The organism is Sorangium sp. So ce124 (assembly GCF_051525235.1).
GTDB classification, from domain to species: Bacteria; Myxococcota_A; Polyangia; order Polyangiales; family Polyangiaceae; genus Sorangium; species Sorangium atrum.
Genome location: NZ_CP150312.1, coordinates 7,475,483 through 7,498,616 on the forward strand (window position 1 = coordinate 7,475,483; position 23,134 = coordinate 7,498,616).

General features: G+C 71.9%; 13 protein-coding genes. 5 read left to right on the forward strand and 8 right to left on the reverse strand.

Annotated features, from left to right (window positions below; all coding sequences use genetic code 11):
* Nucleotides 1-69: 69 nt before the first annotated feature.
* The 4 genes from WMF19_RS28000 to WMF19_RS28015 form a co-directional block, all read right to left on the reverse strand.
* A complete protein-coding gene (locus WMF19_RS28000) occupies nt 70-1,299 on the reverse strand; it encodes an MFS transporter (RefSeq protein WP_437893160.1) in 1,230 nt (409 codons plus the stop codon).
* Nucleotides 1,296-1,835: a glycine-rich domain-containing protein gene (locus tag WMF19_RS28005; RefSeq protein WP_437322952.1), complete on the reverse strand. Its 540-nt coding sequence runs from the start codon at nt 1,833-1,835 to the stop codon at nt 1,296-1,298. The genes WMF19_RS28000 and WMF19_RS28005 overlap by 4 nt, the downstream gene beginning before the upstream one ends.
* A 2-nt stretch (nt 1,836-1,837) precedes the next feature.
* Complete coding sequence (locus WMF19_RS28010) at nt 1,838-3,109, reverse strand: hypothetical protein (protein WP_437893161.1); 1,272 nt, start codon at nt 3,107-3,109, stop codon at nt 1,838-1,840.
* Between the two features lie 136 nt (nt 3,110-3,245).
* Nucleotides 3,246-3,476: a hypothetical protein gene (locus WMF19_RS28015; RefSeq protein ID WP_437322954.1), complete on the reverse strand. Its 231-nt coding sequence runs from the start codon at nt 3,474-3,476 to the stop codon at nt 3,246-3,248.
* Between the two features lie 330 nt (nt 3,477-3,806).
* On the opposite strand from WMF19_RS28015, the gene WMF19_RS28020 reads away from it, so the two are divergent.
* Together WMF19_RS28020 and WMF19_RS28025 are read left to right on the forward strand one after the other, a co-directional pair.
* Nucleotides 3,807-4,703: an SDR family oxidoreductase gene (locus WMF19_RS28020; protein WP_437901687.1), complete on the forward strand. Its 897-nt coding sequence runs from the start codon at nt 3,807-3,809 to the stop codon at nt 4,701-4,703.
* Nucleotides 4,704-5,143: 440 nt separating this feature from the next.
* The gene (locus WMF19_RS28025) at nt 5,144-11,482 is read left to right on the forward strand and encodes a DUF4215 domain-containing protein (RefSeq protein ID WP_437893162.1); all 6,339 of its coding nucleotides are present in this window, start codon (nt 5,144-5,146) and stop codon (nt 11,480-11,482) included.
* 183 nt (nt 11,483-11,665) lie between these two features.
* Here the strand turns inward: WMF19_RS28025 and WMF19_RS28030 are convergent, their stop codons facing one another.
* Genes WMF19_RS28030 through WMF19_RS28040 form a run of 3 tightly spaced genes read right to left on the reverse strand, consistent with a single transcriptional unit; the run spans nt 11,666 to nt 17,447 of the window.
* Nucleotides 11,666-12,925 carry a PEGA domain-containing protein gene (locus WMF19_RS28030; RefSeq protein WP_437893163.1) on the reverse strand — a complete coding sequence of 420 codons (1,260 nt, stop codon included), beginning with the start codon at nt 12,923-12,925 and terminating at the stop codon, nt 11,666-11,668.
* Nucleotides 12,922-15,711, reverse strand: a complete 2,790-nt coding sequence (locus tag WMF19_RS28035; protein ID WP_437893164.1) for an FG-GAP repeat domain-containing protein — start codon at nt 15,709-15,711, stop codon at nt 12,922-12,924. The genes WMF19_RS28030 and WMF19_RS28035 overlap by 4 nt, the downstream gene beginning before the upstream one ends.
* Before the next feature lie 2 nt (nt 15,712-15,713).
* Nucleotides 15,714-17,447: a serine/threonine-protein kinase gene (locus WMF19_RS28040; protein ID WP_437893165.1), complete on the reverse strand. Its 1,734-nt coding sequence runs from the start codon at nt 17,445-17,447 to the stop codon at nt 15,714-15,716.
* 646 nt (nt 17,448-18,093) lie between these two features.
* On the opposite strand from WMF19_RS28040, the gene WMF19_RS28045 reads away from it, so the two are divergent.
* The 3 genes from WMF19_RS28045 to WMF19_RS28055 are packed head-to-tail and all read left to right on the forward strand — an operon-like array spanning nt 18,094 to nt 22,005.
* The gene (locus tag WMF19_RS28045) at nt 18,094-19,224 is read left to right on the forward strand and encodes a hybrid sensor histidine kinase/response regulator (RefSeq protein WP_437893166.1); all 1,131 of its coding nucleotides are present in this window, start codon (nt 18,094-18,096) and stop codon (nt 19,222-19,224) included.
* The gene (locus WMF19_RS28050; RefSeq protein ID WP_437893167.1) at nt 19,214-21,223 is read left to right on the forward strand and encodes a PAS domain-containing hybrid sensor histidine kinase/response regulator; all 2,010 of its coding nucleotides are present in this window, start codon (nt 19,214-19,216) and stop codon (nt 21,221-21,223) included. The genes WMF19_RS28045 and WMF19_RS28050 overlap by 11 nt, the downstream gene beginning before the upstream one ends.
* Nucleotides 21,224-21,237: 14 nt before the next feature.
* Nucleotides 21,238-22,005, forward strand: coding sequence for a phosphotransferase enzyme family protein (locus WMF19_RS28055; RefSeq protein ID WP_437893168.1), 768 nt, complete (start codon nt 21,238-21,240; stop codon nt 22,003-22,005).
* A 93-nt stretch (nt 22,006-22,098) separates the two neighbouring features.
* On the opposite strand, the gene WMF19_RS28060 is transcribed toward WMF19_RS28055, so the two are convergent.
* Nucleotides 22,099-22,965: a HEAT repeat domain-containing protein gene (locus WMF19_RS28060; RefSeq protein WP_437893169.1), complete on the reverse strand. Its 867-nt coding sequence runs from the start codon at nt 22,963-22,965 to the stop codon at nt 22,099-22,101.
* Between the last annotated feature and the right edge of the window lie 169 nt (nt 22,966-23,134).

The following is a 23,134-nucleotide window of genomic DNA, read 5'->3' on the forward strand; positions in this document are numbered from 1 at the left end:
CATCGGCGCGCGAAAGGTGCAAAATGCGCCCAATGCGCGAAACGTCGATCGCGGCCCCGCGCGATCGCTTCAGAGACGCACGCCGCCCTGCGCCGGCGCCGGGCGCGAGGCGCGATGGACGCGAAGCGCGAGCGCCATCAAGCCCAGGACCAGCGCCACCCCGAGGTGCACGAGGCCGCTCCACCCCAGCGCCGCCAGCAGCGCGCCGGACGAGAGCGACGCCGCGCCGCTGGCGGCGAACACGCACAGATCATTGACGCCCTGCGCCCGGAAACGCTCGGGACCGGAGCGGCTGCGCGCGACAAGGGTCGTCGCGGTCAGGAACACATAACACCATCCGACCCCGACCAGCGAGAGCCCGACCAGGTGCCCTTCGAGCCCTGGAGCCAGGCTGATCACGAACCCCGCGAGCAGGAACAGCAGCCCGAGCCCCTGGAGCGCCGCGATCGACATCCGCTTCAGGAGGGCGCCGACCGAGAGCGAAGGCAGGTACATGCTCAGGAGGTGCACCTCGATCACCCAGCCCGCCTGCCGGATCGAGCTCTGCTCGACGCCGCACATCTGGAGCGGCGTCGGCACCATGATCAGGCTCATCACCAGGAAAGCGCCGGCGCCCATCGCCACCATGGGCCAGTACAGCGCGCGAGCCCCCGCCTCGGGCGCGGCGGAGGCCTCCGCGACCCGCGCTTCCTGCGGCCGGTACGAGACGAACGCGAGCGCCGCGACGACCTGGAGCGCCGAAAGGACGAGCAGGGCAGAGGGCAGCTCGCTGGACGTCCGCCCTTCCAGCAGGCCGAAGAGCGAGATCCCGGGGACGATGCCGAGCGCGCTGGCGAGCTGGATCATGGTCAGGAGGCGCGGCGCCCGGTGGCTCTCCTGCCCTTCGAGGATCGCGAAGCGGTACTGCTGCACGAAGGCGCCGTGCAGGCCGACGCCGGAGACCGCCGCGCAGAACAGCGGGAGATCGGAGCGGTCCACCGCGCGCGCCGCGAGCGCGAGGCAGCCGGCGGACAGGAGCGCCGCGGCGATGAAGCAGGGCCTGCGCCCGAAGCGGCGCATCAGCTGGCTGGCCGGCCAGGTGCCCAGGGCCGAGGACAGCACGAGCACGGCCACCGGGAGCGTCGCGAGCCGCATGTCCCTCGCGAGCCGCTCACCGACCACGCTGCCGGCGAACTGGACCGACACCACAGAAGCGATCCCCAGGACCTGGCAAAGCAGCAGGACCAGCGTGTTGACGGACGTGGCGGGCGCGGGCGAGGGCGAGGGCGAGGGCGAGGCGACAACAGCCTGACAGCTCAAGGGACGCGCTCCACGCCAGGCAGGGCGGCCCCGTCTCCCGCGTCGAGCGCCGCGATCGCCTCGAGGGAGAGGCCCAGGCGCTGGTGGAGAAAGCGCACCATCGTCCAGTGAGGCAGCGCGCCCTCGTCGAAGGGGCCGAACTCGTCGCGGTAGAGCGGCAGCCAGCGCAGCGCCTCCTCGATCGCCTGCTCCCGGCTGGCCTGCGCCTCCTGATAGTCCTCGTAGGGCAGGCTGCGGTGATGGATGAAGAAGCGGCCCGGGAGGCGCTCCTCGCACAGCTCACGGTACTCCCGCGTCTGCAAGATCAGGTAATGCCAGACCTCGTCGATCGCCTGCTCCACGGGCAAGAACAGCCCGGCCAGCGGCTCCGGGTAGCGCGATATCAGGTAGAGGTACCGCAGGCATTCGAGCACCTGGCGCTCGACGGTCGCGGGCTCCTCTCCGGTCGTCCGCACGAAATGGCGCACCACGCCGGAGAAGAACGCGCCGTCGAGCAGCGCCTTCAGCGCGGCGGCCGTCGCCCTGGGTCGTTCCATCGTCACGAGCCACCTCGCTCCGCGGCCTCGCCGCCCTGCACCAGCCATGCGTACTTCCCGGACTTGCCGATCGCGATGTGGGCGCGGTGATCGAGGAGGCAGTCGAGGCCGGCGCCCTCCCAGATCCGCTCTCGCAGCGCGCGCGCCGCGGCCGGGGCGACGGGCGCGCCGTCGAAGGTTGTATAGAGCAATCGGCCCCGCCGCTGTCCCTCCGCGTGGAGCTGATAGACGAAGATGGACGGCGCGGAGACGGCGATCCAGTCATCGAGATCGGCCTGCGAGATCGGGCCCCTCTGCTGCGCCCAGAGGAGCTCCCGCTCGCGCCCGCAGAACCGGCGGATCCGGAGCGGATCGGGGGAGCCGTCGACCGTCTCGGCGCAGTCGCCCGAGCGATAGCGGATGAGCGGCATGCAAGGGTTGCGGACGCTCGAGACGATGAGGCTGTAGATCGCGCTGCCCTCCTCGACAGGGATCAGCTCCAGGTGCATCTGGTCGAGGTGAGGCCAGTAGCGGCCGTGACGATCGCTGTAATACAGATATCCGAGCTCCGTGCTGCCGAACAGGTCGACGATAGGGCACTCGAAGTGCTGCGCCAGGAACCGCCGCACGTTCCTCGGCGTGAGCTCGTAGGCGTGAACGATGCTGGCCGGCCTCGGAAAGCGCTCCCACGCTCCGAGGTCGAGCGCCTTCTTCACCAGGTGAGCCAGGTGATAGCCGTCGCAGTCGACGTGGTAAAGGCGTCGCGGGTGCGCCTCCCGAACGGCGGTCATCTCGGCGAGCATGCGCTCGACGTCGCCGCGATCCCAGAGCGCCGGGTCGAGCCGCAGGTTGATATAGAGCGTCCGCGCGTCGAGCCGGCGATCCTCGAGGCTGGGGAGCGCCGGCACCTCGGCGCCGCGCCGCCTCGCGGCGAGCCGCGCCACGTGCTCGGTCGCCAGCACCGTGGTGATCGAGGCGCGCTGGCAGCCCTCATGCCAGGTGACCGCGATGTCGGGGTGATCGCTCCACAGCCGGTAGTACGACTTCAGGAGGAAGAACGGCGGGCGGATGATCTGCATCCGTGCGTGGTTGGTCCCTGTCGAGAGCACGAGCTCTGCCTCGCCGACCTTCAGCGCCTCGGCGAGCCTCGGGGTCATCCAGTTGTCCGGAAAGCCTCTTGCGATCTCCGGCTTCTCCAGGATCGGGAAGGAGCCCTCCTCGATCGACTGGCGGTAGATAGGGATGTCCCTGACCTGATCGATCATCGCTGCGAGCGTCGGTCCGTGGGTGTCCATCGGTCGACTCCAGGAAGAAGGTTGAACGGCCATCGAGAAGCGCAGCACCCATCCTTCCGGACGCGCGCGAGCGAGGCAGAAGACCACGGGAAGAAGAACATGGTCCTGCCGCCTCGCCCGCGCCCCCGGAGCCCCGTCAGCTGATACAGCCGGCCTTCTTCGAGATACAGCCTTCCTTCCGCGAGATGCAGCCGGCCTTCTTCGAGATGCACCCTTCCTTCCGCGAGATGCAGCCGGCCTTCTTCGAGATGCACCCTTCCTTCCGCGAGATGCAGCCGGCGTCGAGGGTCGGCCCACCGGACGAGTTGGCCGCGATCCACTGCTTCCAGAGACGATCCTGGGCGATCTGGCGAATCAAGTGTTCCATTCGAACCTCCGATGATGTGATGGTGGACGATGCAACCACGGCGCACACGTCCGCAACCCGCGCGGGGCTGCGGTCGTGGGCTCGACGGTCCGGCAGACACGCTTTGTGAGCAGCCCGACCGTCTGGCTGACTATACGGTTCAACCCAAAGGGGTCAAGGAGGGCAATCCGCAGGTGTATCGCGCCGCCCAGCCATCTACCGAGTCGGTCGGTCCAGGCCCAATGGAACTATCTCGGCGCGCAGAAGCACGACGAGCGCGGTTCGCCGGTTCCACCGGGGAGATCCCGCGCGATACGCTCCCTGCTCCCCCTTTCGAAAGCGAGCGTGAGAATGACCCGAGAGCTCCGTTCCCTCATCACAGGTTCCAGCAGCGGCTTCGGCCGCGCGACCGCGGTCACCCTCGCCCGCGCGGGACACCGCGTCTTCGCCGCGATGCGCGCGATCACGTCGAAGAACGCGGGGCCGGCGTCCGAGCTCGCGGAGCTCGCCGCGCGCGAGGGGCTCGCGCTGCGCGTGATCGAGCTCGACGTGACGAGCGACGCCTCGGTCGACGCGGCCGTGGCGCGCGTGCTCGACGAGGCGGGCGGCGTCGACGTCGTGATCAACAACGCGGGCGTCCTGTCCCAGGGGCCGCTCGAGGCGTTCACCGTGGCGCAGGCCGAGGCCACGTTCCAGGTGAACTACCTCGGCGCCGTGCGCGTCAACCGCGCCGTGCTGCCCGCGATGCGGCGGCAGAAGAGCGGCCTCCTCGTTCACGTGAGCAGCGCCGTGGGGCGGGTCGTGACGCCGCTCTTCGGCCACTACAGCGCGAGCAAGTTCGCGCTCGAGGCGATGGCCGAGTGCATCAGCTACGAGCTCGCGCCGCTCGGGATCGACGTCGCCATCGTCGAGCCGGGCGCGTTCCCGACGACCGGCGTGATGGCCAACGCGATGCAGGCCGACGAGGCCCGAGCGGCGGAGTATGGCCCCCTGTTCGCGCTCGCCACAGAGCTGTGGAAGCCGGTGATCGAGACGATGAAGCGCCAAGGCCCGCCAGACCCGCAGCAGGTCGCGGACGCGATCCTGAGGCTCACGGCGCTGCCGGCCGGGGAGCGGCCGCTGCGCACCGTGCTCGACCCGCTGGGCAACGGCGCCGTGGAGGAGATCAACCGAAAGACAGCGGACGTGCAGCGGGCGTACATCGCGTGGATGGGCCTCGGCGGCGTGCTGGGGCGAGCAGGCGGATAGCGCGCCGCCGCGGGATCCGCGGGGCGCGGAGATCTCCGCGCCCTCTTGGGACGCAAACCATCTCCGACGTCCCGTCGCAGAGCGAATGTCAAGACCGAACCGAGCTGCCAGCCTGGCCCGCGCGCCCGTGCACCAGCAGCTGAAATGAAACACCGTGTCCATCCGTCGCTGCGTCGCGCAACGCGCGTCATTCGTCAGCGGCGCTCCGCAGACTCCGCTGCGAACGGGAACCCGTGCGGGAGTGGCCGAGTGGCGCAGGATGAAGTGATTTTCGCCTAGAGGTGCGAAGGGCGGCCGGGCTACCCTGGAAACGGGTCGTCGGCCTTTCTGCCCGAGCGCAGCCGCTCGTGTTCGTCCTGGTCCTGCCCGAGCGCAGCCGCTCGTGTTCGTCGAGGTGTGTCGTGAGTTTGAGAACGTCTTATCTGGCTTTGGCCGTTGGATTGCTGCAAATAGTCGCCGCCTGTGGTGGGGGCGCGCCCTCCACGGGCGAGCCTGGCACAGGCGGCGCGGGGAGCGTGACCTCCAGCGGCTCCGGCGACGGCGGCAATGACTTCGGCTCGGGCGTCGCCTCCGGCGGCGGCGGAAGCGGCGGCGGGCCCGATCCCTGCGCCGTCGACGACCCGCCCCCCGAGTGCCTCTTGCCCCAGGAGCCCGCCTGCGGCGACGGCGAGATCAACCAGGCCAGCGAGGCGTGCGACGACGGCAACAGCCTGCCCGGCGATTGCTGTTCCGGTCTGTGCGAGATCGAGCCTTACTGCGCGTGTCCGACGCCCGGCGAGCCGTGCGTGCTGACCATCGCGTGCGGCGATGGCGTGGTCGATCCCGGCGAGTTCTGCGACGACGGCAATACCGCGGACGGCGACGGCTGCAGCGCAGACTGCATCTTCGTCGATCCCTCGTACGTCTGTCCGAGGCCGGGCGAGCCGTGCACGCTGCTCTACGACTGCGGCGATGGCCGCGTGAACGGCTCCGAGGAGTGCGACGACCGCAACGAGACGTCCGGCGACGGCTGCGGCGCGGACTGCAAGCGGGAGGCGGGCTTCGTGTGCCCGAAGCCCGGGCAACCGTGCGAGCGCCTGCCGGTCTGCGGCAACGGGATCAAGGAGGCCGGCGAGCTCTGCGACGACGGCAACTCCGCGAGCGGCGACGGCTGCTCGAGCCTCTGCCGACAGGAGTCCTTCTACGTCTGCACGACGCCGGGGCAGCCCTGCGAGCTCCTGATCCGGTGCGGCGACGGCGCGGTGGATCCGGGCGAGATCTGCGACGACGGCAACACCCATGACGGCGACGGCTGTAGCGCCGACTGCAAGACGCTGGACCCGCTTTACGCGTGCTCCGAGCCGGGGAAGCCCTGCATCCTCCTCTATCGCTGCGGCGACGGGCGCGTGAACAACGGCGAGCAGTGCGAGGACGGCGACGACCCGCCCGCGTCCGGAGACGGCTGCAGCGCCACCTGCACGCGCGAGCCCGGCTTCGTGTGCTCGCGGCCCGGGCAGCCCTGCACGCGGCTCCCGGTCTGCGGCAACGGCGCCTTGGAGAGCGGCGAGCAGTGCGATGACGGCAACACCGCGAGCGGCGACGGCTGCTCGAGCCTGTGCCGGCAGGAGGCCTTCTACACCTGCCCGACCCCGGGTCGGCCCTGCACCCTCCTCTACTGGTGCGGCGACGGCGCGATCAACCCCGGCGAGGTCTGCGACGACGGCAACACCGTGGGCGGCGACGGCTGCAGCGCGGATTGCAAGGCGGTCGACCCGATCTACACGTGCCCCAAGCCGGGTGAGCCCTGCACCCGCCTCTACTGGTGCGGCGACGGCCGCGTGAACGACGGCGAGCAGTGCGAGGATGGCAACACCCGGAGCGGCGACGGCTGCAGCGCCACCTGCATGCGCGAGGAGGGGTATCAGTGCAGCCGCCCCGGTCAGCCGTGCACCCGGCTGCCGGCCTGCGGCAACGGCCTCAAGGAGACCGGCGAGCAGTGCGACGACGGCAACACGGCGAGCGGCGACGGCTGCTCGAGCCTGTGCCGGCAGGAGGCCTTCTACAACTGCAGGACGCCGGGGCAACCCTGCGAGTTCTTGATCCGGTGCGGCGACGGCGTGCTCAGCCCGGGCGAGGTCTGCGACGACGGCAACACCGTGGGCGGCGACGGCTGCAGCGCCGACTGCAGCGGGGTGGACCCGATCTACACGTGCACCACGCCGGGCCAGCCCTGCACCCTCAACTACTGGTGCGGCGACGGCCGCGTGAACGACGGCGAGCAGTGCGAGGACGGCAACACCCGGAGCGGCGACGGCTGCAGCGCGGACTGCATGCGCGAGCAGGGGTATCAGTGCAGCCTGCCGGGCCAGCCGTGCACGCGGCTGCCGGTCTGCGGCAACGGCCTCAAGGAGACCGGCGAGCAGTGCGATGACGGCAACACCGCGGGCGGCGACGGCTGCTCTAGCCTGTGCCGGCAGGAGTCCTTCTACAGCTGCCCGACCCCGGGGCAGCCCTGCGTGCTCTTGTTCCGGTGCGGCGATGGCACCGTGAACCCCGGCGAGATCTGCGACGACGGCAACACCGCGGGCGGCGACGGCTGCAGCGCGGATTGCAAGACGGTGGACCCGGCGTACGTGTGCCCCGAGCCCGGCAAGGCCTGCGTCCTCGTCTTCCAGTGCGGCGATGGCCGGGTGAACAACGGCGAAGAGTGCGACGACGGCCGCAAACCGCCCGCGTCGGGCGACGGCTGCACGGCGGATTGCCGGCTCGAACAGGGCTGGATCTGCAAGCCCGGCCAGCCCTGCACCGTGAGGACCTATTGCGGCGACGGCACGGTGCAGCTCGGCGAGCAGTGCGATGACGGCGGCGGGGAAAACCCTGTCGGCGGCGACGGCTGCACAGCGCAGTGCAAGATCGAGGTCGGCTGGACGTGCCCGCCGGGCGGCGGACGCTGCACCCCGCCGCCGCCGCCCGTGTGCGGCGACGGCAAGATCAGCGGAACCGAGGTGTGCGACGACGGGAAGCAGCCCCCGGCGAGCGGCGACGGATGCAGCGCCGATTGCAAGACGATCGAGGACGGGTGGGACTGCTCGCGCGTCGGGTTCCCCTGCAAGACCGTCTGCGGCGACGGCGTCAAGAACGGCGCCGAGCAGTGCGACGACGGCAATCCCTTCTCGGACGACGGCTGCGACGAGACCTGCCGGATCGAGCCCGGGAGCGTCTGCGACAACGGAGAGCCCCAGGATTGCACGGGCTTCTCCGTCTGCGGCAACGGCATTCGCGAGGGCACCGAGGCCTGCGACGACGGCAACGGCAACTGGCGCGACGGCTGCACGCCGGACTGCAAGGGCGAGCCGAACTGCAGCGGCGGCGCGTGCATCTCGAAGTGCGGCGACGGCATGCTCCTGCCCGGCGACGCCACCGAGGCGTGCGACGACGGCAACACCGTGAGCGGCGACGGCTGCTCCGCCACGTGCACGATCGAGCCGGGCTACACCTGCGCCGTTCAGCCCAGCGAGATGCGGCTGCCGATGGTCATCCGCGACTTCATCGGCTGGTGCCCGACCTCGTACGACCGCACCGTCAGCAACAGCGCGTGCGACAACAACCTGAACGACACCCTCGTCGGGCACTTCGATTTCGAGATCGACCCCAGCGGCAATCAGATCGACAAGATGGTCCAGCCGACGCTCGACTCCGCCGGCAAGCCCGTCAGCAGATTCGGCCCCGGCTTCGTCACGCCGAGCGACGCGAACGGGTGGACCACGGGGCAGAACAACTTCCAGTGGTGGTACCGGGACAACGCGACGTACAACAGGACGCTCGTCACCACCATCGAGCTGACCCCGCAGGCCGGCAGGTACGTGTACCAGCGGAACCCGTTCTGGCCGGTGGACCCCACCCCGCCGAATGGCGATCCCAGGCTCAACAACCTGGTCTCCGCCGGGCTGGAGAAGGCGCAGCAGAGCAACCCCTCGCACAACTACTACTTCACGAGCGAGGTCCGGTACTGGTTCCAGTTCACGCCGAACGGCGCCGCGGCCGATCCGGTGCTCACGTTCTTCGGTGACGACGACGTCTGGGTGTTCATCAAGAACACGCTGACCGCGGACATCGGCGGCATCCACGGGCAGCTCCAGGAGAGCGTGACCATCCTGGACAACGGCGACGCCCGCGTGACCCCCTGCACCCAGAACGTCTGCCCAGCGGACGCCCGCGCGCCCTACGACGTCGACCTGAACCTCGAGCCGGGCAAGGTCTACGAGATCGCGGTGTTCCAGGCCGAGCGCCACGTCACCGGGTCGAACTACCAGCTCACGCTGTCGGGCTTCAGCGCCGGCACGTCGGTGTGCACGCCGCAGTGCGGGGTCGACCCGCCGGTCGTGACGCCGGGCGAGGAGTGCGACGACGGCACCAAGAACGGGACGGGCTACGGCCAGTGCAACAACTGCCAGCTCGGTCCGTACTGCGGCGATGGCATCAGGAACGGCATGGAGACCTGCGACAACGGGGTCAACAACAGCACGTACGCCAACGCCTCGAACGCCTGCGCGCCGGGGTGCGTGGCCCCGCCCCGGTGCGGCGACGGCGCGGTCAACGCGCCGTACGAGGCGTGCGACCTCGGCTCCGGCAACACGGCGAACGGCTACGGCGGCTGCACGCGCGAGTGCCAGATCGGGCCGTACTGCGGCGACGGCAAGAGGAACGGCACCGAGGGGTGCGATGACGGCGTCAACGACGGCTTCTACGGCACCTGCAACCCGAACTGCACGCCGGCGCCGATGTGCGGCGACAACCACGTCGACGCCGACTGGGGCGAGGAGTGCGACAGCACGACCGACCCGAGCTGCGTGCGCTGCCAGCGCGGCGAGCACTGCGGCGACGGGATCACGCAGCGGGACCTCGGCGAGGACTGCGACGACGGCGTCAACGACGGCGGCTACGGCCAGTGCGGGCGCTCGTGCCTCTACGGGCCTCGCTGCGGCGACGGCATCGTCCAGTCCGAGGAAGAGCGCTGCGACCTCGGCAGCGCCCAGAACACCGGCGGGTACGGCGGTTGCACCGCGACCTGCAACTACGGCCCGTACTGCGGCGACGGCATCAGGAACGGCGCCGAGGGGTGCGACGACGGCGTGAACGACGGCGCTTACGGCACCTGCAACGCGAACTGCACGGCGGCCCCGAGGTGCGGCGACAACCACGTCGACACCGAGTGGGGCGAGGAGTGCGACAACGCGGCCGACCCGAACTGCCTGAACTGCCAGCTCCCCCCGCAGTGCGGCAACGGGATCACGCAGCCGGCCCTCGGCGAGGAGTGCGACGACGGCGTCAACGACGGCGGGTACGGCGAATGCGGGCGCTCGTGCCTCTACGGGCCGCGCTGCGGCGACGGCATCGTCCAGTCCGAGGAAGAGCAGTGCGACCTCGGCAGCGCGCAGAACACCGGCGGGTACGGCGGGTGCACCGCCTCCTGCAACTACGGTCCGTACTGCGGCGACGGCATCAGGAACGGCGCCGAGGCGTGCGACGACGGCAAGAACGACGGCGCTTACGGCACCTGCAACCCGAGCTGCACGCCGGCGCCGAGGTGCGGTGACAACCGCGTCGACACCGAGTGGGGCGAGGAGTGCGACAACGCGGCCGACCCGAACTGCGTGAGCTGCCGGCTCCCCAAGCAGTGCGGCAACGGGATCACGCAGCCGAACCTCGGCGAGGAGTGCGACGACGGCGTCAACGACGGCGGGTACGGCCAGTGCGGCCCCGCGTGCCTCTACGGGCCGCGCTGCGGCGACGGCATCGTCCAGCCCGGCGAGGAGGACTGCGATCTCGGCAGCGCGCAGAACACCGGCGGCTACGGCGGGTGCACCGCGACCTGCGACTACGGGCCGTACTGCGGCGACGGCATCAGGAACGGCGCCGAGGCGTGCGACGACGGCGTGAACGACGGCACCTACGGCACCTGCGCTCCGGGCTGCACGCCGGCGCCGAGGTGCGGCGACAACCGCGTCGACGCGGACTGGGGCGAGGAGTGCGACAGCGCGACCGACCCGAACTGCGTGAGCTGCCGGCTCGGCGCGCACTGCGGCGACGGGGTGATCCAGCCGCAGTTCGGCGAGGAGTGCGACGACGGGATCAACGACGGCGAGTACGGCAAGTGCGGTCCCTCGTGCATCTTCGGGCCGCGCTGCGGAGACGGCATCGTCCAGCCCGCGGAGGAGGACTGCGATCTCGGCGAGGGCAAGAACAGCGGCGAATACAACGGGTGCGACGCCCTCTGCCAGTACGGGCCGTACTGCGGCGACGGCCGCGTCAACGGCACGGAGACCTGCGACGACGGCGTGAACGACGGCTTCTACGGGAGCTGCATGCCCGACTGCAGCCCGGCGGCGAAGTGCGGTGACCGCCGCGTCGACGAGGAGTGGGGCGAGCAGTGCGATCCCCCGAACGAGGCCACGGGCTGCAGCAACAACTGCCGCCTCGGCGGGCAGTGCGGCGACGGCGTTGTCCAGCCCGGCGAGCAGTGCGACGACGGCAAGAACGACGGCGGCTACGGCCAGTGCGGCCCGCGCTGCCAGCTCGGCCCGCGCTGCGGCGACGGCATCCGCAACGGCCCGGAGCAGTGCGACGACGGCGACGGCAAGAACACCGGCGGCTACGGCAAGTGCGCGCCGGGCTGCGTCTACGGCCCGTACTGCGGCGACGGCAAGGTGCAGAAACCCTACGAGGCGTGCGACGACGGCAACCGCACGGGCGGCGACGGCTGCAGCCTGACCTGCCAGTTCGACGGTTTCCCCAACTGATCGAGCGACGGCGGGCGCGCGGGGCGAAGGCGTCGTTCGACGCCTCCCCCGCGGGCCCGCGACGCCCGAGCACCGCGCGTCGCTCGGGTCGACCTCCTCTCAGCAGATACAGCCGCTAGCTCGCGATCGATCGCCGCCGCTCGCCCGCGGCGGCCGCCCTCAGCGGCCCGCGCCGCGGTGCCTTCACCAGAACCGGCCGACGAGCCCCGCCCCGCCGAGCCCCGGCCCGAGGATCGGCACGGCCGAGAGCTCGAGCATCGGGCCGCCGGTGCGCGCGGGCGCGGGGTCCGTGCGCGCGGGCAGCGGCGGCAGGTTCGGCGTGTCGAACGCGTAGAACACGAAGCCGCCGAGGGCGAACGCCGCGGCCGTGCCGAACAGGCCCATGGTCGCGTTCGCGAGCTCGTCGCGCGTGTCGAGGTGAGCCTGGTAGTCGCCCAGCTCCTTCTCGGAGATCCCCTGCGCCGCGCGCTTGTCCGCGATCTCGCGCGCCTGCTCCTCTTCCTCGAGGCCCGAGGCCAGCGTCAGCACGCCGACGCCGGCGGACAGGACCCCCACCGCGACGAGGCCATAGGACATCTTCCGCTGGAAGGAGCTCGAGAGGCTCACCTCGATGACACGGCGCTCGCCGCGGCGGAGCGTCAGCTCGCGCGAGAACGGCGTGTGGCCGTTCTTCGTGGCGACGAAGAACCGCTTGCCGGGGGCGACCTGGAGGGGCGGCAGCGGCGTCGTGCCGACGAGGCGCCCGTCCAGCGTGACCTGCGCGCCGACGGGGGCCTTCACCTGGAGGAGCGCCGGCCGCTCGCGCAGCTCCCGGTCGATCCCGAGGATGTCCCCCTCGATCGCGACCACCTCGCGCTCCTCGTCGACGTGGCCGTCGGCCGTGATCTTGATCCGGTGCTTGCCCGGCTGCACCTCGGCCATCAGTGGCACGTCGGCCAGCGCGCCGCCGTCGATGGACACGCGGGCCCCCGCGGTCGGCGAGGTGACGTTGATGCGGGTCCGCGGCCTGACGTCGGCCGGCGCCGCCTCCGGCGCGGCGGACGCGGCGGGCGACGACGGAGCGCTCGCCTCGAGGCGCGCGGCCATCACCCCGAGCTCGCTCAGGGCCTCGGTCGCGTCCGCTCGGCGCCCGCCCTGCGGGACCTGCTCCAGGTAGCGCCGGTAGTTCGCGATGGCCGCCCTCAGCGCCTCGGGGCTCTGCTCGACCACGTACAGGCGCCGGTAGGCCTGGGCCAGCGAGAACAGGAGGGCGGGGCGCGGCGCCTTCCTGTACGCCGCCTCGAACGACTGCACCGCGTCGCGGTACCGCGTCGCGGCGTAGGCCTGGGCGCCGGCGTTGTAGAGCGCCTTCGCCTGCTCGATGTCCTCCTCCGCCGAGGCCGCGCTCGGCGCGAGCGCGGTCGCCGCGAAGGCCATGAGCACGACGCATAGCGAGGTCTTCATCGGCGGATCGGGACTCCTTCGTGGACGCGGAGCGCGCCGTCGCTGAGCACCGCGAGATCGTCGACCCCATCGCCGAGGACGTCGCACGTCGCGATCGCGGAGCCGCCGGGGAGGCCGTCGAGCTCGCGGAGCTCGCGCTGGCCGAGGTCATGGCAGTCCGCCGCGCCCTCGCTGCACACGTCGAGCGCGTAGGCCGCGCGGCGCGTGAGCACGACGAGCGACCTCCCCGCCCCCGCGTCCACGCGGGCGAAGTCGGCGCTTGTGACCTCGCTCGCCAGGTCCTCGAGGCTGGGGTCGGGCGCCTCGAGCTCGATCGGCGCCTCGAGCGCGCCATCGCCCGTGTTCCAGAAGACGGCGAGCCGGCTCGCGGTGATCGCGCGGGTCCCTGGCGCCAGCTCATACGCGATGCCCACGACGTCCGCGTGCCCGTCGCCGTCCATGTCGCCGGCGCGGAGCCCCCCGTACAGCCTGTGAGGCGCGGGCGCGAAGGCCGCCTCCGGCGCCTCGAAGGCGCCGCTCGCGCCACGGCGCACGAGGGCGATCGCGCCGGCCAGGGCCGGCGTCCCGGCCTCCGCCGCCGCGTCCTCCTCCGCGACCTCGATCGGCAGCGAGAGGACGAGCTCATCGGTTCCATCGCTGTCGAGATCGACGGCGACCCCATCCAGCGCCCACGCGGGCTCCCGGGAGGGAACGAGCTCCGCGGGGAGCGAGACGCGGTGCTTGGCCTCGTCGACCATGGCGATCGCGCCGGAGTCGACCGCCGGCAAGAGCCAGAGCTCGGCCGAGCCCCGGGAGGAGCCAGGGCTCGGAGGAGCGATCGTCAGCGAGGCGACCTCCGCCCGATCGCCCCCGAAGCGGCCGGCGATGCTCCTCACGGCGCGCAGCTCGCCTGCCTGCCGCACGTCGCCCGAGCGGACGAGCGGCAGCGGCGGCAGCAGCGACCGCGAGCTGCTGCCCTCGATGAGGCTGAACGCGACGTCCCCGCCGTGCGAGAAGAGCACGCTGATGTCGTCCACGGCGTCGTCCGGCTCGGGGAGCCGCACCGCCGCGATGTCGAGGAGCCCCTCGAAGGCGCCGAGCCGCACCGGCGGCTCCGGCGCCTTCATGTACCGGCCGAAGCAGACGGCCAGCGTCGGGTGATCCGCGCTCGACAGCGAGCTCCCGGCGCTCTCGGCGAACGAGAGGTCCGGCAGGAGATCGCCGTCGAAGTCGCCCACGACGAAGCTCGAGACGTTGCCCAGCGTCGGGATCTTGAGCTCGTTGAGCCTGAAGTCGGAGGCCTGCGCGCCGGGGACGCCGTTGAAGAACGTCAGATCCGTCGCGTCCGCGGAGCCGGCGACGACGTCGGGCGCGCCGTTGCCGGTCAGGTCTGCGATCACCGCGCTGGTCCAGCGCCGGCCGTTCGCCGGCGCGAGCCGGCCGAACTCGACCTGGTAGGGAGGAGACGGCCGGGCCTCTCCGAGCCTCACGGCGTCGGGGTCCACGATGTCGATCACCCCGTCGCCGTTGAGATCGCCGATCGCGACGGGGGCCCCGAAGCCGGGCAAGCGCCCGGAGCTCATGTCGCCCGCCGGGTACGAGAGATCGCCGTACGGCGCCAGGTCGCCGAACGCGCCGCCGCCTGCGCCCTCCGCGACGTCGAGCTCGTAGCAAGGCGCGTCCGCGGGCAAGCGGGGGTCAGGCTGCGCGCACGTGGCGCCCACGAGCAGATCGAGGACGCCGTCGCCGGTCACGTCCCGGAGGAAGGCCGCGCCCGCGATCCGCGCGCCGGCCGGGAGCTCCACCGCGGTGTGCGCGACGTCGTCCGGCGAGTAGATGTGCACGGCCGAGTCGTCCGCGAGGGCGACGATCACCTCGTGGAGCGGGCCGCCGCCGAGCTCCGCGCTCACGAGCGGACCGGCGACGTCGCGCCGCCCGCGCTGCCGATCGATGAGCGAGAGCCGGCCGCTCTCCGACCCCTGCACGACGGCGATGACGTCCTCCGGCGCCGCGCCGCCCGTGTCGGTCCCGACGACCAGGGCGATCCACGTCTGTCCGTCCTCGCGCGTGCTTCCGACGGGCAAGAGCCGCGCGCTGCGGAGGGTCGTCGTCTCGGACGCCGCGCCGAGCAGCGAACCCAGGCGAAACACCGACGCGAGCACGGGGACCGGCGCGAACGTGCGGCCCGGCTCGCCGCTCAGGATCGCCACGCCGGGCCCCACGCTGAGCGCGATGTCCGTCGTCCCGTCGTCGGTCAGGCGCGCGAGCGCGGGCGTGTCTCCCGCGGAGGGGATCGACACCCGGGTCCCCACCGTGCTGTTCGCATCGAAATAGAGCGCCTCGAGGCTCGTCGAGCCGACGCCCACGAGGTCGCCGCGGCCGTCGCCGTCGAGATCACCGGTGATCAGCCGCTGCGCGCCGAGCGGCAGCGCGGCGCCGAGCGGCTTGAAATTGCCCGTGGAGACGCGGCACACGCGGTCGACCCCGCAGCCCCACCCGCTCGGGCACTCGTGGTCCACGTCGTCGCACGCGAAGCGGCACTCGTTCTCGCTTCCGGCCGGGTTGCACATGGTCTTCGAGGTCGCGCCCTGCGCATCCCGCGTCGTCACCTCGCAGGGCTCGCTGGCCTCGAAGCAGTCGCAGTCCTCGTTGCGCGACGGCTCGATGACGCCGTTGCCGCACACGCCCGGGGAGATCTCGCCGAGCTCCTCGCACCCGGACGAGCCGGCAGCCGCGACGAGCAGCGCCGCGGCACCCCCGATCGCCCGGACCTGTCGTCGTCGCCTGAAGCTGGGCCGCGCGCGCATGCTCACTGGAACGGGTTTTCCAGGTCGCCCTTCCTGACGGCGCCCCGCGCGGTCGACGCCGCCCTCTTCAACGCCACGGTGATCGCGCCGTCCGCTTCGGCCGGGACCTCCTGCGCCTGGTCCTGGTACCCGGGCGCCTTGAAGGTGAGCTTCACGGCGCTCCCGCGCGGCAGGCGCAGCGGCCCCGGCGCCTTGCCGACGAGCTTGCCCTCGCTCCACACCTCGAGCTCCTTCGGCGTCGCCTGGATCCGCAGCTCGACGTCGGGCGGCGCCGCGTCGGCGCTCGCCGCGTGCGCGGCCGCGGCGGTCGCCTCCAGCGACGGAGGCGGCGCGGCCGGCTCGGGCGCGGCCGCGGCGACGGCGGAAGCCGGCAGGACCGGGGCGACCAGCGCGGCCGACTCCGCTGCGGCCGACGCGCGCGCGCGCGGCGCATCGGCCGCCGGCTCGCCGTGCCCGAGGTGCATGTGCCCGAGGTGCAGCGTGAGCGCCGCGGCCGCGGCGACGCCGAGGACGGCGGCCGCGGCGAGCGCCGCCCTCCGCCGCGGCGCCGCAGCCGGCGTGCTCTCCAGCTTGCCCGGCAGCGATCCCTGCAGCAGCGTCTCGTTCCCGTGCAGCCCCGAGCTCGCTTCCGCGACGGGACCGCGCTGCGTCGGTGCGAGCCCAGCGTCCAGCGGCGCCGCGGCCGCGGCGCGCGCGCGGCGCCCCGCGGCGGCCTCGCCGGCGCCGCGCCCGACGGCTGCGTCGCTCGCCCGCAGCAGGCCCCCGGGCAGCTCGTACCCCGCGCCGCGCGCGGCCTCCACGAGCGCCACGGTCGCCTCGAGCAGCGACGCCGGGCGGCTCGCGGGGTCCTTCTCGAGCATCCGCAGCAGCGGCGCGTCGAGCGCCGGCGAGAGGTGCGTCGCCACGGTCGACACGGGGGGCGCCGCCTCCGACGTGTGCTTGATCAGGAGGTCGAACGCGTTCTCGGCGTCGAACGGCGGCGCGCCGGCGAGCAGCTCGTGCGCGAGGATCCCGAACGAGTAGATGTCCGTCCGGTGATCGACGTTCTTTCCGCGGCACTGCTCGGGGGACATGTAGAGCGGCGTCCCGATCAGGTGCCCCGTCCGCGTCTTGTGCACCGCGCCCGAGGACTCGCCGAGCAGCTTGGCGATGCCGAAGTCGAGCAGCTTCGGGAAGATCGCGCCGTCCTCGTCGAAGACCAGGAACACGTTCTCGGGCTTGAGATCGCGGTGCGCGATGCCCGCGGCGTGCGCGGCGTCGAGCGCGCGCGCGATCTTGACGAGGATGGGCAGCGCCTCTGCGGGCGGGAGGCGCCCGCGCTTGCGGCGGTAGGCGTCGAGGGTCATCCCCTCGAGCAGCTCCATCACGTAGTAGTGCCGGCCGTCCTCGAGGGCGCCGAACGAGAAGATGTCGATGATGTTGCGGTGCCTGATCTGGTTCACGGCCCGCGCCTCCGCGACGAAGCGGGAGACGAGCTGCGGGTTCGCGGAGCACTGGCGGCTCAGGACCTTGATGGCCGCCGCCTTGCCGATGACGGGGTGGATCGCGCGGTAGACCGTGCCGAAGCCCCCCGCCCCGATCTTCGCCTCGACGCGGTACTCGCCGACCGGCGTGCCCGGCGCGAGCTCCGGATCGGCGCCGGGCGGCGCGGGCTCCGCCGCGAGCGTCTCACCGTCCGTCGCGCAGGCAGCGACGCCGTCCGCATGCTCGGTTCGGCACGTAGGGCATGTCGACATGAGAAATCCACGGAGAGCGTACACGGGGAGCCCGGCGCAGCCCAGGGCCCCGAGCGTCGCAAACCGGCGAGAGCCCTGCGCTCCGGCGGCGGGCGCAGCGTGGAGTGTCCTTACCGGCGTCGCATGGCGCGTCGCTGCGTCGAGGCCCGACCTAGGCGCCCCGCGCGCAGGAGGTCGCCGCAAGGGCCACCCGGTGGCCCCGGACGGGTGAGGCGCCTTCCGCGCGGCGCCCGCTCGAACGAGCAATAAGCCTCCTTCTCCTCACGTCTCTCCTCGCGCTTCCCGCTCACGGTGAGGCGGTTGTCCGAGAACGACACGTCGACATCATGAGGTTCCAGGGACTCGAATCCAAGGAGGCTCCCGACAAAGCCAGTTTGTTCTCCTGACGACGAATGATGTTCATGACAGCCTCCTTTCGGTGCGTTGCGCCCCACTCCCTCGCGGAGCCGGCGCGACCAGAAGCCACAAATGGAAACGATGTAACGGGACGCTGACGTAGCGCCTCGCAGCGCGGAGAACGGGCAAATACGGCAATCTTGGCGCTGTCACGACAGCATCGGGGCGCCGTCCAGCGGACGACCGTGACCTGAACGCTATGGTAGGGCCGTTGCCGCTCATGTAAGGTTGCGCCCGTAGCCGAGGGCGCATGGAACAGCACGAGCCGAGATCCAGGGTGCTGGTCGTCGATGACAACGAACAGAACCGCGCGCTCGCCCAGGCCACGCTCGAGGACGACGGCTACGAGGTCGTGCTCGCCGTCACGGGAGAGGAGGCCCTCGAGCAATTCGAGCGCCACAAGCCGGATTGCGTGCTCCTCGACGTGCGGATGCCGGGGATGGACGGGTTCGCCGTGTGCTCCCGGCTCCGCAGCCTGCCCGAGGGCGCGAGCACGCCGATCGTGTTCTTGACGGCGCTCCGCGACGTCGACACGTTCGACAGCGCGCTGCGCGCCGGGGGCGACGACTTCCTGACGAAGCCGATCCGCCCGTCGGAGCTGCTCGTGCGGGTGCAGGCCGCCCTGCGGCTGCGGCGGCTCGGCGCGGAGCTGCGCGACCACGTCGAGCTCGTCCGGCAGCAGCGCGACGCGCTGATGCGCCTCCAGCTCCAGAAAGAGCGGCTCACGGCGTTCGTCGTGCACGATCTGAAGAACCCCGTCAGCAGCATGGACCTGCACGCGCAGTTCCTGCTCCGGGACCGCGCGCTCCCGGAGGAGGCGCGCGACTCCGCGCGGCACATCCGCGACCAGGCGCGCGCCCTGCTGCGGCTCATCTACAACCTGCTCGACATCAGCAAGAGCGAGGAGGGGAGGCTCGCCCCCGAGCGAGCGAGCGTCGATCTCCGCGCGCTCGTCCTCGAGGTGTTCGCCGCGCTCGACCTGCGCGCGAGCTCCCGCTCGATCTCGCTGCGCGAGGCCGTCGAGGCGCCCGCCGTCCGGGCCGACCCGGACCTGCTCCGCCGCACGATCGAGAACCTCCTGGAGAACGCGATCGTCCACGCCCCGCCCGGGACGGCGGTGACCGTGAGCGCCGTGAAGCGCGGCGCCGAGGTGGAGATCCGCGTCGCGGACGCGGGGCCGGGCATCCCCGCCGAGCTGCGCGAGCAGGTGTTCGATCGCTTCGTCCAGCTCGGAGGCGACGCTCCAGCCCTCCACCGCGCCGGCCGCGGCCTCGGGCTCGCGTTCTGCAAGATGGCCGTCGAGGCGCACGGCGGGACCATCCGGATCGAGGACAACGCGCCTGGCGCCGTGTTCTGTGTGAGGCTCCCCGATGACCCATGAAATCTCCTCCGCCGAGCGCCTGCCTGCACCCGAGCCGGCGCTCCATGGACCTGGCGCTCGCCAGCTCGACGACGGCACGTTCCGCCTGCTCATCGACGCGGCGCCCGACGCCATGGTGGTCGTCGACGAACAGGGACGTATCGTGTTCGTCAACGTCCAGACCGAGCGAATGTTCGGCTACACGCGCGGCGAGCTCATCGGGCAGGCGATCGAGATCCTGCTCCCGGAGCGGTTCCAGCGGTCTCACGTCGCGAACCGCTCGGCGTTCATCGCCGCGCCCAAGGCGCGCCCCATGGGGTCGGGGCTGGAGCTGTTCGGCCGCCGGAGGGACGGCAGCGAGCTCCCGGTCGAGATCAGCCTCAGCCCGCTGGCGACCGAGGGGGGCCCCCTCTTCTCGAGCGCCATCCGCGACATCGGCGACCGCAAGCGCCTGGAGGCCGTGGCGCAACGCACGAGCGACCTCCTGCGGAGCGCGGTGGAGAGCTTCCAGGGCGCGTTCGCCGTGTTCGACGCGCAGGATCGGCTCGCGCTCTGCAACAGCGTGTACCGGCACTGGCTCGGCGCGCGGGTGGACGGCCCCATGGTCGGGCGGAGCTATGATGAGATCCTCGGCGAGAGCCTCGCCGCGGGGCTGTTCGCCCTCGGCGGCGAGCCTCCGGCCGCCTTCCGCGAGAGGATGCTCGCCTACCACGCGGAGCCGAATGGCACGCTGGATCTCTGCACGAGCGACGGGCGCAGCGTGCGCGCGACCGAGCGCCGCACGGCCGAGGGCGGGACCGTGTGCACCCTCTGGGACATGACCGGCGACGTGCAGCGCGAGGAGGAGCTCCGCAAGGCGCGCGGCATCGCCGAGGCCGCGAGCTCCGCGAAGAGCGAGTTCCTCGCCTCGATGAGCCACGAGCTCCGCACGCCGCTCAACGCGATCCTCGGCTTCGCCCAGCTCTTGCACCGCGACAGGAAGACGCCGCTCACCGATCGCCAGAAGGAGCGGATAGAGCACGTCCTCAAGGGCGGCGAGCACCTGCTCAAGCTCATCGACGACATCCTGGACCTCTCGCGCATCGAGGCGGGCCGCGTCACTGTGTCGATCGAGCCGGTGAACGTCCCCGAGGTGCTGGCCGAGGTGAAGACGACGCTCGACCCCATGGCCCAGCGCGCCGGGATCGAGATCGCGCTAGCGCCCCTCCCCGCGGAGCTCCCGAAGATCACGGCGGATCGCACGCGCTTCGCGCAGATCCTCATGAACTACGGCTCGAACGCGATCAAGTACGGCCGCAGGGGGGGCCGCGCCACGATCGCGGTGTCGATGCCGGAGGACGGGGTCGTGAAGATCTGCGTGATCGACAACGGCATCGGCATCCCCCAGGAGCAGCACGCGAAGCTCTTCCAGCCCTTCCAGCGCGCCGGTCAGGAAACGGGGCCGATCGAGGGGACCGGGATCGGCCTCGCCATCACGAAGCGGCTCGCGGAGCTCATGGGCGGCGGCGTCGGCTTCGCGAGCATCCCGGGCGAAGGGTCCGAGTTCTGGATCGAGCTCCCGGCGCACCAGGAGCCGCCGGCGGTCGCCGCCCCGGCGCAGGCGGGCGCGCGCCTGGAGGCGTCGCCGCTCGCCGGGCCCGGCAGCGTCCGTCATTCGGTCCTGTACGTCGAAGACAACCCGTCGAACATCGCGTTCATGGAGGAGCTCATCTCCGAGTTCGACCGCGTCCACCTGATCACCGCGCCGAACGCCGAGATCGGCATCGAGCTCGCGCGCTCGCGTCAACCCGAGGTCGTCATCATGGACATCAACCTCCCCGGGATGAGCGGCTACGAGGCCATGCGCAAGCTCGAGGAGTGGCCGGAGACGCGCGATATCCCCGTGATAGCGCTCAGCGCGGCGGCGATGGCCCGGGATACCCGCCGCGCCGAGCAGGCCGGGTTCTACCGGTACCTGACCAAGCCGGTGAGGGTCGACGAGCTGACCACCGTCCTCGAGGAGCTCCTCCTCCCGCCGTAGCGCGCCGAGGCTGGATGGTCGACGAGCAGGTATTCAAGGGCGGCGTGAACACCGTGCGCCGGCGCGGCGACAGGGTCCACCGGCCCGCGACGGCGGCCACGCCTGCCATCCACCGGCTGCTGCGGCACCTCCGCGCGGCCGGCTTCGACGCGGCGCCGGAGCCGCTCGGGTGCGACGACGAGGGGAACGAGGTGCTGTCGTACCTCGATGGCGCGGTACACAACCCGCTCCCGGCCGAGCTGCGCACTCCCGAGCTCCTCGCGTCCGCCGCCACCCTGCTGCGCCGGTTCCACGACGCCAGCGCGACATTCGTGTCGGGACCGGACGACCGGTGGCAGCTCCCTCCCCGCCCACCGGCCGAGGTGATCTGTCACGGCGACCTCGCGCCATACAACTGTGTCGTCCGCGACGGCCGGGTCGTCGGCTTCATCGATTTCGATACAGCTCATCCGGGCCCGCGCGTGTGGGACGTGGCGTACGCTGTCTATCGTTTCGCGCCGCTGCACGCGCCGAGCAACCCGGACAGCGCCGGCAGCCCCGAGGACCAGGCGCGGCACGCAGCTCGGTTCTGCAGCGCTTATGGCTTCGCGCCCGGGCCCCTGTTGCTCGACACCGTGGCCGACCGGCTGGCGGCGCTGCTCGCCTCCATGCGCGCGCGGGCCGCGGCCGGCGACGTCGCATCCCAGGCGCACATCGCGGCCGGCCACCCCGCTTTGTACGAAGAGGACATCCGCTATTTGCAGACGCAGCGCGATCGGCTGCTGCGGGCATTCACCCCGTGATGGGCCGACGCCCCCCGCGGCGAAGGCCGGAGGGAAGTTCGTGATCGGGCTCAAGCCCGAGGGGATGCTCGGCGACAGCGGCGAGCGGAAGTCCTAGCCACCGTCGACCCCCGACGGGCCCTCGAGCGACCCGAGAGCGCGGCGGGCCACCGCCCGCACGGCGGCGTCCGGATCGCGCTCGGCGAGCCACACGAAGCGCTCCTCCGCCCGCGCGATCTCGCTTCCCTTCGCGCCCGGGCGCATCGCGACGAGCGCCCGGATCGCGGCGCGCCGCACGCCGCCCTGCTCGTGTCGGAGCAGCGTCGTCAGGGGCCGCACCGCCTCGCGCGCGGCGCTCGGGGCCGCCCGCGAGAGCCCGCGCGCGGCCGCCTCGACCACGGGCGCATACGGATGCTCGAGCGCCTCGAGCAGCGCCGCGCGGTGGTGAAGCGCGCTCTCCGGATGTCGCGCGAGGAGCTCCGCCGCGCTCAGGGCGATCCTGCGGGACGCCGGCGCGAGGAGCTCCGCCACGACGTCGGCCGGCACGCTCTTCCCCGCCTGCGGGCCCAGCCGGCGCAGCGCATCGAGCACGCTGACCCGGGCGAGGATCTGCTCGTGACGCACGGACGAGGCCGAGCAGCACATGGGCGAGCACCGCTCCCCGAGCGGCTCGCGCAGCGTCTCGACGAGCACCGGCACCGCGACGGCGGCGCGGCGGCCCATCCTCCCGAGCGCGCGCGCGACGTGGCCGCGCAGGTGCGCGACGTCCAGACGTGCATAGAGCTTCTCGTCGTACCCCTCGGCAGGACGTCGCAGGCCGAGAGCCCGCACCAGAAGATCGGCCGAGAGCTCGGCGGGCACCGGACCGCGGCCGAACGGCATGAGCGCTCTGGCCGACGCGTGCCACAGCGCGCGGCGCTGCGGCTCCCGGAGGAGCGCCTCGAGGACATCCGCCGGCCGCCGGCGATCGGCCGTGCTCATCTCCCGACCTCGCGCGACGCCCGCTCGAATCCCATCCTGCGAAGACCCTCGCCGTGACCGGGCATCTCCCCGCGAAACGCGAGGCCGGTCGCCAGGGGTGGTATCTTAACACACGCGGTGGAGCTCACGTTCGAGACGGGCAACAGGCCTGCACATATCGCACCTTCCG